This window comes from Oscillochloris sp. ZM17-4 (assembly GCF_019599295.1).
In the GTDB taxonomy this organism is placed as follows: Bacteria; Chloroflexota; Chloroflexia; order Chloroflexales; family Chloroflexaceae; genus Oscillochloris.
Genome location: NZ_JAIEWN010000074.1, coordinates 1 through 14,576, shown reverse-complemented (window position 1 = coordinate 14,576; position 14,576 = coordinate 1). Strand labels below are relative to the sequence as shown.

The following is a 14,576-nucleotide window of genomic DNA, read 5'->3' as shown; positions in this document are numbered from 1 at the left end:
ACCATCACTCCTCAAACATATCGCGCACCTCGGGCAGCGTGCTGAGATAGCGGACCGTGCGCTCGACCGAGCGAAAGACCTGCTGCTTGGTGACATCCTGGCCCTGCTGCCCGAGCGCCGCAACCGTCGCGTCCGGCGCGAGGTGCAGCCCAAAGCGCATGCGGAAGATCTCGCGGTCGAGCGGCTTGCGGATGCGCTCCAGCAGCCACTCGAAGCGCATCAGCCGCTCCAGCTCGGCCAGATCCGAGCGCGGGTCGGCGACAGCATTGCCGGGCGCAGCCCGAACCTGCTCAAGCGACACCTCGGCGCGATCCGGCTCAGCGCGCAGCTGGTCGTATGCCAGGTTCCGGCCGGTGATCTTGAGGTAGGCCTGATAGGCGACGAAGGGCCGGGGCGGCGGGGGCTTGATCTGGTAGGGGCTCTCGCGGTTGCGCATCTTCACCACCACCTGGAGCAGCACATTCTGCGCCCAGTCGTCGATCCCGTCGCGCTGGCGCAGGGGGTAGTGGCGGCGCAGCAGCGGCGCGCTGACCTGGACAAGCGCGCTGATCGCCGGGTCATCGTGGGCGGCGGCCCGACAGAGGATCGCATCACAGCTTGCGGTATCGCGCTCGCCGCGCAGACGAAAGCCCAGCAGCTGCTGCTCGCACGTATCGCAGAGGGCGTCCAGGGCTATTGGCTCGGGGGGCATCGGCGACCTCAGGCATCAGGTGGCGCAGCGGAGCCTGATTGTAGCACGGGTCATGGCACCGTGCAGATCGGGCACACGGCGTGATCCTGTGTGCGATCAGAAGTGGCACGAATCGCCGTGGGAATCCCCCTACGCACACGCTTAGTAATTGCCCGCGTCTAGAGAAGTGACGTGACGACCAGCTATTGAGCGTCGGAGTCTCATCATCCCCGCTATCGCATCACAGGAGGCCCGCATGCGTCAACCCAGGCACGACTGCTCTAGCTGCCCGCTGAGCCACTGCCCCGTCGATTGCATAGGCGGACACGAGTATCCGCGCCGCCCAGGCGCAGGCCAGTGGCTGAGGCGAGCCGTCGTCTTCGCCACCGTCGCCATTGGGGTGGCGGTGGTCATGTCCAGCCGGCCCGCTGAGCCGCGACCGACTCATCCTACCCCGACCGCCTCACTGGTTGGTGTTGCGGTGCCGCAACTGCCGACCCCGACGATCACGGGGGAGGCTTGGGATCTCAACGAGCGCGGGAAGGGGGCGCTGGCCAGCCGGGATCAGTTGGCGGCCGCCGCCCTGTTCCTCGCCGCCATCGCCGCCGACGAGGCCTACTACGAGCCCTACAACAACCTGGCCTTCGTGCGCTACGAGCAGTGGCGGGATGACGAGGCCATCGGGCTCTGGCGCACGGCCCTCGATCTCGCCCCGGAGAGCGCGGACGCCAACGCGGGGCTGGGGGCGGCCCTGGCCGCCAGGGGGCAGATCGCAGAGGCGTGGGTGTACTACAGCCACGCGCTGGCGCACGAGCGGGGCTACGCCGACGCGGTGTGGATGCAGGAGCAGCGCCTCTGGGGGCCGCGGGCGATCATGAGCTCCGCCCCCCTGCGCGAGCGGGCGGGCGCGCCGTGAGGCGCTACGCGTGCGCCGGCTGATTGTCGCACGAGATGGCTGGGAAAAGCCCCGGCGGGCGCGATTGATACGGTGAGGAGCAGCCCGCACGACAGAAGGCGACATTCCTGATGCCACCCTACCCCGACGACCCTCTGACGCTGCGCGAGCACCAGGTGATGGAGCTCGTGGCCCGTGGCGAGAACGACGCGCAGATCGCCCTCCAGCTCGGCGTCGCGCCGCAGACCGTGACGCACTACGTGGGCAGCGTGTGTCAGAAGATCGGCGCGCCGAACCGGGTCGTCGCCGCCGTATGGTATGCCCTGTCATAGATGTATCGGATCGCCTAACACATGGCGCTATAGCTATCGTGTGTTTGGGAAGTGGAGAGCTTTTATCACATCAGGCACGCTAACGTTGGCAGACCCATCTAAACATCCTTGCAATCAAGGGGAGTCATCATGAACGGTCGTTCTATCATCCGAAATCTCTTCACCCTGGCAGTGGTGGCGATGCTACTGGAAACGCTGACGATCCAGATTCCTGCGGCTGCTGCTGATCCAGGATCGGGCACGGGTTCCTTTTTGGCGCAGGCTGATGAAGCTGCGGATGCTGTAATAATCACACAGTATTCTGATCTGATAACGTCTGTGAAACAAGCCGTCATAGACTATCTTGGATCTCAGCCAGCCACTGATATTAGCGTGTCTGATATGCGGTATGTCGGTGTCTGGGCCTTTGGGAATGCAGTAATCCCCGCTCCTCCAGACAGTAATACAAGCCCTAAGATGTTTCTCTTTCTCGCACAGAATCAGCAACGTTGGGATATCGCGCTCGAAGGAGATGCTCGCTTTTCAGCGTGGGTGCGGTTGACACCTAAAGGTTTACTTAATGAACAAGAGCGTCAATTCCTCGGTGGAGATAATGCGCTTCAGGGCGATGGATCAGGTGATCTAAGCCTTCCCTGGCCCACTGGTGAAACGTGGACGTTAACGGGAGGCCCTCATATTGCGGTAGATAAGAGTGTTCTCAATGCTTTGGATTTCTCAGGTGGAACTGGCCAAATACGTGCTGCCCGCGATGGTATAGCCTACTATAGCGCGTCTTGTCCGAACTATATATCCATCGTGCATGGTGGTGGTTGGAAGACGACGTATTACCATGCGATAAACATTGCTGTTGGGTATGGTCAATCGGTATCACGAGGTCAGTTTTTGGGGAATATTTCTGCGCAAGCCGGATGTGGTGGTAGCGCAACTGGCCCACATGTTCATTTTGCGACCTACCTCAACAATGTCGATAAGGCAATGCATGGGTTAGATATTGGTGGCTGGACGGTTGAGAATGGCTCGGCAGCATACACTGGCTGCATGGTGCGAATCAGCGATGGCTCTCGACAATGCTCCCCTCAAGGCCAAATCTATAATGGTGGTTCGAGCGGAAGCGGTGCCCCCGCAAATCAGCCCCCCAACAAGCCCACCCTCCTCACCCCGGCCAACGGCACCGCCCTCGGCAGCAACACTAGCGTAACCTTGGAGTGGAAAGACAACGGCGACCCCGACAATAAGCCGAACGCCTACCGCGACTACTACATTGAGGTCTACCGCGGCAGTACGCTGGTCAGCCAGAAGGGCTGGGTGAAGGACACGAGCTGGACGATCAGCGACTTGAGCACGGGCAACTACGAGTGGCGCGTCAAGTCCGGTGATGGGGCAGTTGATAGCGGTTGGGTTGGGTCGTGGCACTTCACTGTCGGCGACGTTCCGCCAGAAGTGATCTGCGACAACCAGAGCGCCTGCTTTAGCAAGTACGAGTCGAGCGGCGCTGGCTCGTGGGGCTATGTGCAGCCTGGCACTGGTGATAGCAGCGCCGCCTATAACCAGCACGCCTACTGGACCTATAACGGCCAGAATAGCGCGCTTGACTGGGGCAAGTGGCAGCCCAATCTGCCGCAGGCAGGCACGTACAACGTCTATGTTTGGTACCCGCACTACTCCGGTAGTGCGCCAGAAACCAACTCGGCTAGCTATCAGGTGCATCACGCCAATGGTGACACCAATGTCACTTGGAACCAGGCCACTAACCCGGGGGTGTGGAATAAGCTTGCCACGGTGAGCTGCGCGGCGGGGACGGCGTGCTATGTGAAACTCACGGATTCGACACCAGAGGGCACCGGCACGCGCCGCGTCTGGTTCGATGCGGTGAAGTTTGTACAGGAGGTACCTGCAACCCTCCCCTACACCCTTAGCGGGCGCGTTACCACTACTGGCAGCGCGGGCCTCGCCGGGGTCACGCTCACCGACGGCACGCGCAGCACGACCACCGGCAGCGACGGCAGCTACACCCTCAGCGGTGTCCCGGCAGGCACCTATACGCTCACCCCCACGAAGAGCGGCTACACCTTCGCCCCGGCCACCCGCAGCGTCACCGTCAGCGGCAACCTGACCGGCCAGGACTTCGCCGGCACGCCGGTTGATACTGGCACCAGCCTGATCGTCAAGGCCATCAGCCCGAGCGAAGGCAGCGGCAGCCAGCCCACGTCCGTCACCATCAGCGGCACGGGCTTTGCCACCTCCCCCGCCCCCACCGCCCAGCTCAGCGGCGCGGCCGGGAGCATGGCCCTGACCAATGTGGCCGCGTCGAGCGCGACCAGCTTCACCGCCACCGTGCCCGCCAACCTCGCGCCCGGCAGCTACGACCTGATCGTCACCTCCAACGGGCGCACCAGCACCCTGCCCAATGCCTTCATGGTGCTGGCGGTTGGCCTCCAGGTCTCCCAGGTTACGCCGACCTCCGGCCTCAATGACCGCACCACCGATCTGCTTGTCCAGGGGCTCAACTTCGCTGATGGCGCGGTGGTGGCGCTCGGCAACACCATCCTCAACACCACCCGCGTCAACGCCACCACCCTGCTCTCCGTGGTGCCGGTCGGCGTCGCCCCGGCCACCTACGACCTGACCGTCACCAACCCGGATGCGAGTCACGCCCAGCTGGCCGCCGCCTACACCGTGCTCGACGCCACCAGCACCCTGAATAACGACCTGCTCAGCACCAACGACCAGCTCTGGCTCAATCCCGTCACCCCACGGGTGAACACGCCGGTGCAGCTCGGCCTCATCCTGCAACGCAGCGGCGGCAAGGCCGCGCTGGAAGGCGTGAGCGTGGAGTTCCGCCGCGATGCGGTGGACGGCCCGCTGCTCGGGACATCCAGCGTGCCCTTCCTCGACCCGCGCGCGAGCAGCGAGAGCACGACCCCGATCAATGTGACCTTCCCCAGCGCGGGGAGCGTCACGATCTTCGCGATCATCGACCCGCAGGACATGGTGGCCGAGGGCAACGAGGCCAACAATGTGGTCAGCCGCACGGTGGTGGTCGCTACGACGACGACCGACCTAACCATCCCGGCGGTGCAGGGGATCAGCATCAACGGCGGCGGCAGCACCACGGTCACGGAGCAGGACGTGACCGTGGGCATCGAGGCGACCGACCCGGCCCCGAACAGCAGCGGGGTGCAGGCGGTGCATCTGATCGAGTATGTCTACAGCCCGGCGGCCCAGCGCTGGGTGGCGGTGGCGCAGTCGGGCTGGCTGCCCTACAGCCAGAGCCCCGCGAGCTACGGCTGGTCGCTGCTGCCGCTGCCGGGGATGCACTACGTGCAGGTGCGCGCCCGCGACGCGGCGAACAATGTCTCGATCGGCAATGCGCGCCAGCTAGTGAACTATGAGAGCAGCGCCGACCGGATCGGGCTGAATCAGACGCGGATCTACCGCTACAACGTGGCGGCGGGGCAGGCGTTTAGCGTGAACCTGGAGGTGCTGAGCGGGGACGCCGACCTGTACGTCTGGTCATCGCGCACCGACCAGTCGGCGCGGGTGAGCAACCAGGAGGGCAGCGCGAGTGAGCAGGTGGTGATCCCGGCGAGCGAGGTGGTGCCGGGAGTGTACCAGGTGGAGGTCTACGGCTACAGCGCGGCGGAGTACCGGCTGAGCACATCCAACGGGGCGACCCTGGCGAGCCTCCAGGCTGTGGCGGGCGGCGGCATGGAGGCCAGCAAGACGGTGCCGAGCGCGCCGGTGGTGCCGGTGGCGAGCATACCCGACGAGCGGACGGGCAGCGTGCCCCCGGCGGAGCCAGCAAGCAATTTCACCGTGTACCTCCCGCTTGTTCGACGCTAGAACCAACATGCACACGCGGAAGGGCTGCCTCGATTCGGCAGCCCTTCCGCGTGTGCAGGCCATTGTCCCCAAAGAGGAGACCACACCATGTGTAATCCACACGACTCACAATGGCGCGTAGGATCGCGATCCGTTCGGCTCCTGGTGCTTCCTCTCTTCCTTCTTCTCCTCTCCACACCGTTAGTCAGTTGGGCCGCTTCGTCTCCTCGATCCCGTTCGCCCCAAGCTGTCCTCGCCGCTACCGAGGTGATCTGCGACAACCAGAGCGCCTGCTTCAGCAAGTACGAGTCGGGCGGCGCTAGCTCGTGGGGCTATGTGCCGTCTGGCAGTATCGGTAGCAGCGGAGCCTATAACGCACACGCCTACTGGACCTATAACAGCCTGAATAGTGCGGTTGATTGGGGTTTGTGGCGGCCCAATCTACCTCAGACCGGCACCTACGATGTGTATGTCTGGTACCCGCACTTCCCTGGGATTGTGCCTGAGACCAACTCGGCGCGCTATCAAATCCATCACGCCAGCGGCGACCAGTATGTCACCTGGAACCAGGCTAGTAACTATGGTCAGTGGAACAAGATCGCAGCAGTAAGCTGTGCTGCCGGGACGGCATGCTACGTGAAGCTCACCGATGCAACGTCCGAATCTACCAACACACGCCGGGTCTGGTTTGATGCGGTCAGATTTGTCTTGACGACCTATCCAGTGAGTGGCGTCGTGCGCGATGCTCGTGGCACGGGTATGGCCGGGGTGACGGTCTCGGACGGCACGCGCAGCGCGACGACTGCCAGCGACGGCAGCTACACCCTGAGCAATGTGCCGATCGGCAGCTACACGCTCACGCCCACCAAGGGCGGCTACAGCTTCAGCCCCACGACGCGCAGCGTCACCGTCAGCGGGAATATGAGCGGACAGGACTTCACCGGCACGCTGATCACCTACAGCGTGGGCGGGCGGGTCACGCTCAACGGCAGTAGCCTTGCTGGGGTGACGATCTCGGACGGCACGCGCAGCGCGACGACCGCCAGCGACGGCAGCTACACCCTGAGCAATGTCCCCCCTGGCAGCTACACGCTCACGCCTGCGAAGAGCGGCTACAGCTTCAGCCCGGCCACCCGTAGCATCAGTGTGAGCGGCAACAATGTGAGTAGTCAGGACTTCAGCGCCACGCTGATCACCTACAGCGTGGGCGGGCGGGTCACGCTCAGCGGCAGTGGGATTGCTGGGGTGACAGTCTCTGACGGCACGCGCAGCGCGACGACCGCCAGCGATGGCAGCTACACCCTCAGTAACGTGCCCCCTGGCAGCTACACGCTCACGCCTGCGAAGAGCGGCTACAGCTTCAGCCCGGCCACCCGCAGCGTTAGCGTGACCGCCAACAATCTGAGTGGTCAGGACTTTAGCGCTACAAAGGTAGACTCCGGCGGCAGCGAGATAGTGCAATCGCTCAGTCCTAGCGAAGGGGTCAGCAGCCATACAACACGGATCAGTGTGCATGGCAGCGACTTCGCAACATCGCCCGCGCCGACCGCGCGCCTGAGCGGCAGCGCCGGTGTCTTTACCCTAACGACAGTCACGCCGCAGAGCGCAACCAGCTTCGCCGCCACGGTGCCCGCCAACCTCCCGCCCGGCATCTATGATCTGATCGTTATGACCAACGGCCACACTGGCGCCCTCGCAAACGCCTTCACCGTATTGGCCCCCAGCCCGCTCATAACCAAAGCCACCCCCACCTCCGGCCTCAACGACCGCACGACGGATCTCTTTGTGTGGGGGCTGAACTTCGCCGATGGCGCAGTGGTGAAGCTTGGCAGTGCTACGCTCAGCGCTACCCGTATCAACGGCACGGTGCTGCTGGCAACTGTGCCCGCCGGGTTGAGTCCAAACACCTATGACCTGACGGTGATCAACCCTGACTCAACGCAGGCCCAGCTAACAACGGCCTACACGGTATTGGATGCCGCCGGAACCCAGTACGACGACCTGCTCAGCTCCGGCGACCAGATCTGGCTCGCCCCAGCAGCCCCGCGCGCAAACATGCCAGTGCAGCTCGGTATCTTTGTGCAGCGCGATGGTGGAAGTACGACGCTGGAAGATGTGATGGTCGAGTTTCGCCGGGATGCGATACATGGCCCCCTGTTGGGAACAGCGACCGTGCCCTTCCTCGATTCACTCACCAGTAACGAGAGTACCAACCCGCTTGAAGTTACCTTCTCGACCGCTGGCGACGTTACGATCTATGCCATCATTGACCCTGAAGGTGCTGTCGCCGAGCGTACTACAGCCAACAATGTCGTCAGCCGCACCATTGTGGTCGCGCCAGCAACGGCGGATCAAACCATTCCGGTGGTACAGGCGATCAGTATTAATGGCGACAGCAACACAAGCGTGACAACCCAGGATATTATGGTCGGCATTGATGCGATTGACCCGCCGCCGAACGCCAGCGGGGTGGAGTCGGTGCATATCATTGAGTATGTCTATAACGATGGCGCACAGCGCTGGGTGCCGGTGGCAAAATCGGGCTGGATCCCGTACACGCAGACCCCTGACTACTACCGCTGGTCGCTGCTGCCGCTGCCAGGGATGCGCTATATGCAGGTGCGCGCTCGCGACGCGGCCAACAATATCTCAATCGGCAACGCCCGCCAGCTGATCAACTATGAAGTTGCCACGGACCATATTGCCCGAGATCAAACCCGCATCTACCGCTACAACGTGGCGGCCGGCCAATCGTTTAGCGTGAACCTGGAGGTGCTGAGCGGGGACGCCGACCTGTACGTCTGGTCATCGCGCACCGACCAGTCGGCGCGGGTGAGCAACCAGGAGGGCAGCGCGAGTGAGCAGGTGGTGATCCCGGCGAGCGAGGTGGTGCCAGGGGTGTACCAGGTGGAGGTCTATGGCTACAGCGCGGCAGAATACCGGCTGAGCACCTCCAACGGGCTGACCCTGGCGAATGCGGGGGGGGGCCTCGCCGCAAGCAAGGCGGTGCCGAGCGCGCCGGTGGTGCCGGTCGCCGATATGCCGGATGAGCGAGCTGGAAGCGTGCCCCCGTCGGAATTGGCGGGTAACTACACGGTATATCTCCCGCTCATCGCGCGCTAATCGCAGCCCCTTCTCCAGGGCCACCAGCAAGGCTAGTGGCCCTTGCCTATGTGCACGCTAGTTGTTCTCAGTGGAGTTCGCTCAGCGCTCCAGGGTGAACTCGACTAGCCGGCTGCCCTTGGGCATCTGAAGGTGGGCGGCTCCATCGGGGCCGTAGCCGATCAGGCCCATGTTCGCGACCATCGGCTCGCCCCTCATGGCAGCCATGCGCCGGATCACGCGCCCGATCAGGTCCGGGTCATCGACCACCAGCGCCGTGGCACACACAAGCGCGCCGCGCAAGCGAAGCCCTACGGGCGCCCCGCCGATGAAGTTCTTGCTCCAGCTGGTGTTCGAGAAGGTGTAGAGCTTGCCGCCCTCCTCGTGGTAGACCACCACGACCTCGTAGCGCTTCCCCGTCTTGCGGCCCTTAAAGAGGAGGACCAGGGAGCTATGGCTCAGCAGGCCATGGAGGGGTGACTGCAGGAGGCACTTCACGGTCGGATTGAGGATGGGGTAGGCCCAGGCGGGCATGGGTGCCCGCATCGGCTCGTCAATCATGGTCAGGGACTCTTCCATACGCGTATCCTTGGCTGGTCGCGGGATTCTGAGGGGAGTATAGCAGGTATCCGACCCAGCTAACGACGGTACAGCTCCATCATGGCCCTCCCCCCCAGCCCCCCTCGCCCGTTCGCTGCACGAACAGGCGAGGGGGGGGCCGGAAGGCAATCGGATGGTCTGTACCCCCCGCTCCTGTCGAGCGGGGGGCTGAGGTCGTACTCCCCGGAAATATCTATCCTCCACCAGCCAGGAGATTATGCCACCTCGCCGGCCTGTTCCTGCGGGCGCAACACCCCCGGCAGCAGGGTCGTGATGAGGACTAGGGCGAGCGCGGCGGCCGCGCCCTGCCCGGCCAGCGTGGCCTGCACACCAAAGCGCTCGGCCAGGGTGCCGATCTGCAGCTGGCCCAGCGGGTCGCCGCCGATCGCCAGCACCAGGATGCCCATCACCCGGCTGCGCATCGCGTCGCTGGTGGCCACCAGCACGATTGTGCTCTGCAGGGTGCCGAAGCCGCCCATGCCCATCCCCGCGCAGAGCAGCAGCGCCCACGAGAGCGGGTAGGCCCGCGAGAGGGCGAAGGCCGCCAGCGACAGGCACAGCCAGCCGGTGCCCAGCACAAAGAGCAGCCCCACGCTGACCCGCCGGCGCAGCAGCTGGATGGCGATCAGCCCGAGGAATGCCCCGATCCCGCTGCCGGTGCTCAGGAAGCCCAGCGCCACCGGCCCCTGGTGCAGCACGTCGCGGGCGAAGGCCGGCAGCAGCGAGACGTAGGGAAAGATCCAGAGGTTCATCACCAGGGTGATCAGCATGACCGCCAGGATGGGCTGGCTGGAGCGGACGTAGCGCATGCCCTCGCGCACCACCGGCAGGACGGCCAGGGTGAAGGGCCGCGCGCCGGGCGGGGCCGCGCCGCGGAGCAGCGGGAATATGATGCTGAGCGCGCAGCTCGACAGCGCCGCCATAGTCAGGTAGCAGCCCAGCGCGCCGAAGCGGGCGATGAGGGCTCCGGCCATCGCCGGGGCGATGATGCGCGCGAAGCCAGTCAGGAAGCTCTCCAGCAGCAGCCCATCGACCATGCGCTCCTTGCCGAGCAGGTCGGGCACCAGCGAGCGGCGGGTCGGCCAGTCGATCGCCCAGGCCGTGCCGAGGCAGAAGGCGACGATCGCGATATTCCAGGGCGCAGCCCGGCCGCTCCAGAGCAGCAGCGCCAGCGCCAGGTAGCTGCACAGGTTCACGCTCTGCGTGGCGATCAGGACCCGGCGGCGGCCGACATAGTCGATCAGCGGCCCCGAGAAGAGGCTGACCAGCAGCAGCGGCAGGGTGCGGCAGAAGCTGACCAGCGAGACCGTGCGCGCCGAGCTGCTCAGGTCGAAGACCAGCCAGCCGAGCACCACCAGCTCCATGTAGAAGCAGTGCCACCAGATCACCGTGCCGCCCAGGAGCCGTCGGTACTCGGCGCTTTCGAGGATCGCGAGCGTGTCCCGTCGCCAGTTTGCTACACGCACGTGGTGTCCTTAAGAATATTGAGGGCGCCCGCCACAGTGCGGGCGTCGCCGATGATGGCGTAGTATAGCCGCGAGCAGCGAACCATGCCACCTGGGCTGTCGGGTGGGTGCCGCGGATGTTCCTGCACTGAATCGCCACGTCGTAGGGGCAGGCCCATGGGCCTGCCCCCCATGCACATCAACTTTAGGGCTGCCGCCCTAAAAACCGGTGTTGTTTTGGCCAAAACAACAAGAAATTCCGGGGGGGCCAGGGCTTACGTTGATGCGCATGGGCCTGCCCACATTGCCATGCGGCGCCGTAGGGGCGACCACGGCGGGTCGCCCCTACGGCGCATTACACCACATCCGGGCCGAGCGACGGATTGACAGAACGCACGGACGTGCTATGGTTCTCCTGCCGATGACGCACTGCCCAGGGGAGCATGTGTATATGAGCGCATTCGAGATCGCCGACGCCGGCAGCCCCGCCGGCCGGCGGGCCTGGGCGAGGATCGATGGCGGAAGAGAGACGTGCCCTATAATGAGCCTATGTCGACACTCGTGCTCACCGCCAAGCTCTTTGCCCCACCGCCGCGATCGGACGCGCTGCCCCGCCCCGACCTGCTGGCGCGGCTGAGCGCGGGCCTCCAGCGCAGGCTGACCCTGATCGCCGCGCCGGCCGGCTATGGCAAGACCAGCCTGGCCAGCGCGTGGGTCGCCGGGTGCGGCCGGCCCGTCGCCTGGCTCGCCCTGGACGCCGCGGACAACGACCCGGCCCGCTTTCTGGCCTACCTCATCGCCGCGCTGCAGACGGTGGCGCCAACGCTCGGCTCCGATGTCGCCGCCCTGCTCCAGTCCTCGCAGCCCCCGACGATCGCCGCGCTGCTGCCGCCGCTGCTCAACCAGATCGCCGCGCTCCCGCAGCCGGCGATCCTCGTGCTCGACGACTGCCACGTGCTCGACGCCGAGCCGGTCGGCCAGGCGCTCACCGCGCTGGTCGAGCATCTGCCGCCCGCGCTGCACCTGGTGATCACCGCCCGCGCGGATCCGCCGCTGCCCCTGGCCCGCCTGCGCGCCCGCGACCAGCTGACCGAGCTGCGCGCCACAGACCTGCGCTTCACCCGCGCCGAGGCTGCGGCGTTTCTCACCGGGGTGATGGCCCTCGACCTCACGGCGGACGATGTCGCCGCGCTTGAGGAGCGCACCGAGGGTTGGGTCGCCGGCCTGCAGCTGGCGGCCCTGTCAATGCAGGGCCGCCAGGATACCCGCGCATTCATCCGCACCTTCGCCGGCGACCACCGCTACATCCTGGATTATCTGGTTGACGAGGTGCTCCAGCGCCAGCCCGCGGCGCTGCGCCAGTTTCTCCTCCAGACCGCCATCCTCGACCACCTGCACGGCCCGCTGTGCGACGCGGTGACCGGCCAGGCGGGCGGCGGCGCGCGGCTGGAGGCGCTCCAGCGCGGCAACTTCTTTGTGCTGCCGCTTGACGACCGGCGCCAGTGGTACCGCTACCACCACCTCTTCGCCGATGTCCTCGCGGCGCAGCTCCTGGCCGAGCAGCCCGACCATGTGGCGGAGCTGCACCGGCGCGCGAGCCTGTGGTACGAGCAGCACGGCGCGCCGGCCGATGCGATCCGCCACGCCCTGGCCGCCCAGGATCACCCGCGGGCCGCCGACCTGATCGAGCTGGCCGCCCCGGCGCTGGTGCAGCAGCGGCAGGAGGCCACGGTGCTGGGCTGGTACAAGGCGCTCCCCGACGCGCTGCTGCGCTGTCGGCCCGTGCTCAGCGTCGGCTATGCCGGTGCCCTGCTGGCCTGCGGAGAGATCGCGCGTGTCGAGGAGCGGCTGCGCGACGCCGAGCGCTGGCTCGGCCACGCGGCGGAAGGCGCTGACCAGACGGAGCACAGCCCGGCCGCACCGGTCGTCCGCGACGCAGCGGCGTTCCGCCGGCTGCCCGGCGCGATCGCGGTCTACCGCGCCGCGCAGGCCCTGGCGCTGGGCGACGTGCCCGCCGCCGTCGACTCCGCCGGGCGGGCGCTCGATCTCATGGCCGAGGAAGACCCGATCTGGAGTGGGGCGGCCACCGCGCTCCTCGGCCTGACCTACTGGGCGAGCGGAGATCTTGAGGCGGCCTACCGGCTGTTTGCCGCCGGCCTGGCCCGCCTGCGCGAGGCGGGGAACATCGCCGACGCTATCGGGGGCGCCATCGCGCTGGCCGACATCCGCGTGACGCAGGGCCGGCTCCGCGAGGCCAAGCGGATCTATGAGCAGGGGCTCCAGCTCGCCGCCGACAGCGGCGCGCCCCAGCTGCGCGGGACGGCCGATATGTACGTGGGGCTGAGCGAGCTGGCCTATGAGCGCGGCGACCTGCCGGCCGCCGCGCAGCACCTTCAGCGCAGCCAGGCCCAGGGCGAGCACACCGGCTTCCCGAGGCACCCGTATCGCTGGCGCGTTGCGCTGGCGCACATCCGCGCGGCGCAGGGCGATCTGGATGACGCGCTCGACCTGCTCCAGGAGGCTGAGCGCCGCTATGTGGGCGACTTCTTCCCCAATGTGCGGCCGGTCGCTGCCCGGCGGGCGCGGCTGTGGCTCGCGCAGGGCCGGCTGGACGAGGCCATCGGCTGGGCCAGGGAGCGCGGGCTGTCTGCCCACGACGCGCCCGGCTATCTGCGCGAGTTTGAGCACATCACCCTGGCGAGAGTGCTTCTCGCCCAGGCCGCGAGCGAGCTGGCCGGCAGCGCGCTGCCGGCGGCAGTCGGCCTCCTCGATCGCCTCTGCGCGGCGGCGGAGGCCGGTGCGCGGGCCGATAGCCTGATCGAGATCCTGGCGCTGCTCGCCCGCGCCCACCAGCTGCGGGGCGACGCCCCGGCGGCCCTGGCGTCGCTCGCCCGCGCCCTCACCCTCGCCGAGCCCGAGGGCTACATCCGGCTGTTCGTGGACGAAGGCCCGGCCATGGCCGCCCTGATCCAAGCGCAGAGCGCAGCGCGTGGCGCGCAAAGCGATTCGCTCCAGCCGTATCGTGTGCTGCTGCTGGCGGCCTTCGATCGCGTAGGGGGGGCGCCGGACGCACATGATGAGCCGGCTGTTTTGCACGCTGCGCTCGAACGCTCACACGCGTTTGTGGAGCCGCTGAGCGAGCGCGAGCGCGCTGTGCTGCGGCTGCTGCGCAGCGAAATGGGCGGCCCGGAGATCGCCCGCGCGCTGGTCATCTCCCTGCACACGCTGCGCACCCACACGAAACATATCTACGCCAAGCTCGGCGTGAGCAGCCGGCGGGCGGCAATCCGCCGCGCCGAGGAGCTTGGCCTGCTCTGACGGGCGCGCCCCAACTTCACCACCGCGCTCACCACATGTGGTGATGACTATTCACCACATGCGCTGCTATGGTGTGGTCGTTCGCAGTACCGCAGAAGGAACGTCGTGAAGCGTCCTGCTGCGGAATATCCCCTCTCCCCTTGTGGGAGAGGGGCAGGGGGAGAGGGGTGTCCGGCGGCAAACTGTCAAGCTGGTTTGAGCCATGTCGAAGTGAAGAATCCCGGCCGGGACCCTTCGCTTCGCTCAGGGTGACAGCGTTCCTTCTGCCCTACTGCGGTCATTCCTTCGACTACACCTGGTGAGACTGGAGGTCCATGTGAACAGCGACAGCTTACTGTCCTAGCCCTTATATCCCAGGAGCTTTAGCCCTGGGATATAAGGGCTTCACCCGC

The 14,576-nt window shown here is 66.0% G+C and carries 8 protein-coding genes and 1 pseudogene; 6 read left to right on the top strand and 3 right to left on the bottom strand.

From position 1 onward, the window contains the following. Positions 1–4: 4 nt before the first annotated feature. A complete protein-coding gene (locus K2Z83_RS26395) occupies positions 5–691 on the bottom strand; it encodes an RNA polymerase sigma factor (RefSeq protein ID WP_220598157.1) in 687 nt (228 codons plus the stop codon). 460 nt (positions 692–1,151) lie between these two features. Here K2Z83_RS26395 and K2Z83_RS26390 point away from each other — a divergent pair, with 460 nt between their 5' ends. From K2Z83_RS26390 to K2Z83_RS26375, 5 genes and pseudogenes are all read left to right on the top strand, one after another. Then, complete coding sequence (locus K2Z83_RS26390) at positions 1,152–1,586, top strand: hypothetical protein (RefSeq protein ID WP_220598156.1); 435 nt, start codon at positions 1,152–1,154, stop codon at positions 1,584–1,586. A gap of 110 nt (positions 1,587–1,696) precedes the next feature. Continuing rightward, positions 1,697–1,897 (top strand): helix-turn-helix transcriptional regulator, encoded by a 201-nt coding sequence (locus K2Z83_RS26385; protein ID WP_220598155.1) that lies wholly within the window; start codon positions 1,697–1,699, stop codon positions 1,895–1,897. Between the two features lie 129 nt (positions 1,898–2,026). Then, a pseudogene (locus K2Z83_RS30255) lies at positions 2,027–2,848 on the top strand (M23 family metallopeptidase); the annotation flags it as partial. Between the two features lie 249 nt (positions 2,849–3,097). Next, entirely contained in the window at positions 3,098–5,740 is a 2,643-nt protein-coding gene (locus K2Z83_RS26380) for a CARDB domain-containing protein (RefSeq protein WP_255604536.1), read from the top strand. Positions 5,741–6,454: 714 nt separating this feature from the next. After that, positions 6,455–8,842, top strand: a complete 2,388-nt coding sequence (locus tag K2Z83_RS26375; RefSeq protein WP_220598153.1) for a carboxypeptidase-like regulatory domain-containing protein — start codon at positions 6,455–6,457, stop codon at positions 8,840–8,842. 81 nt (positions 8,843–8,923) lie between these two features. Here K2Z83_RS26375 and K2Z83_RS26370 read toward each other — a convergent pair whose 3' ends face one another. After that, complete coding sequence (locus tag K2Z83_RS26370) at positions 8,924–9,400, bottom strand: hypothetical protein (protein ID WP_220598152.1); 477 nt, start codon at positions 9,398–9,400, stop codon at positions 8,924–8,926. Positions 9,401–9,636: 236 nt separating this feature from the next. Beyond that, the gene (locus K2Z83_RS26365) at positions 9,637–10,887 is read right to left on the bottom strand and encodes an MFS transporter (protein WP_220598151.1); all 1,251 of its coding nucleotides are present in this window, start codon (positions 10,885–10,887) and stop codon (positions 9,637–9,639) included. Positions 10,888–11,415: 528 nt separating this feature from the next. Here K2Z83_RS26365 and K2Z83_RS26360 point away from each other — a divergent pair. After that, positions 11,416–14,184: a LuxR C-terminal-related transcriptional regulator gene (locus K2Z83_RS26360; protein WP_220598150.1), complete on the top strand. Its 2,769-nt coding sequence runs from the start codon at positions 11,416–11,418 to the stop codon at positions 14,182–14,184. Positions 14,185–14,576: the final 392 nt, after the last annotated feature.

Excerpts from the sequence above, each read along its gene's own strand:
- K2Z83_RS26395 (WP_220598157.1), bottom strand. The coding sequence starts at position 691 with ATGCCCCCCGAGCCAATAGCCCTGGACGCCCTCTGCGATACGTGCGAG.
- K2Z83_RS26385 (WP_220598155.1), top strand. The coding sequence starts at position 1,697 with ATGCCACCCTACCCCGACGACCCTCTGACGCTGCGCGAGCACCAGGTG.
- K2Z83_RS26370 (WP_220598152.1), bottom strand. The coding sequence starts at position 9,400 with ATGGAAGAGTCCCTGACCATGATTGACGAGCCGATGCGGGCACCCATG.
- K2Z83_RS26360 (WP_220598150.1), top strand. The coding sequence starts at position 11,416 with ATGTCGACACTCGTGCTCACCGCCAAGCTCTTTGCCCCACCGCCGCGA.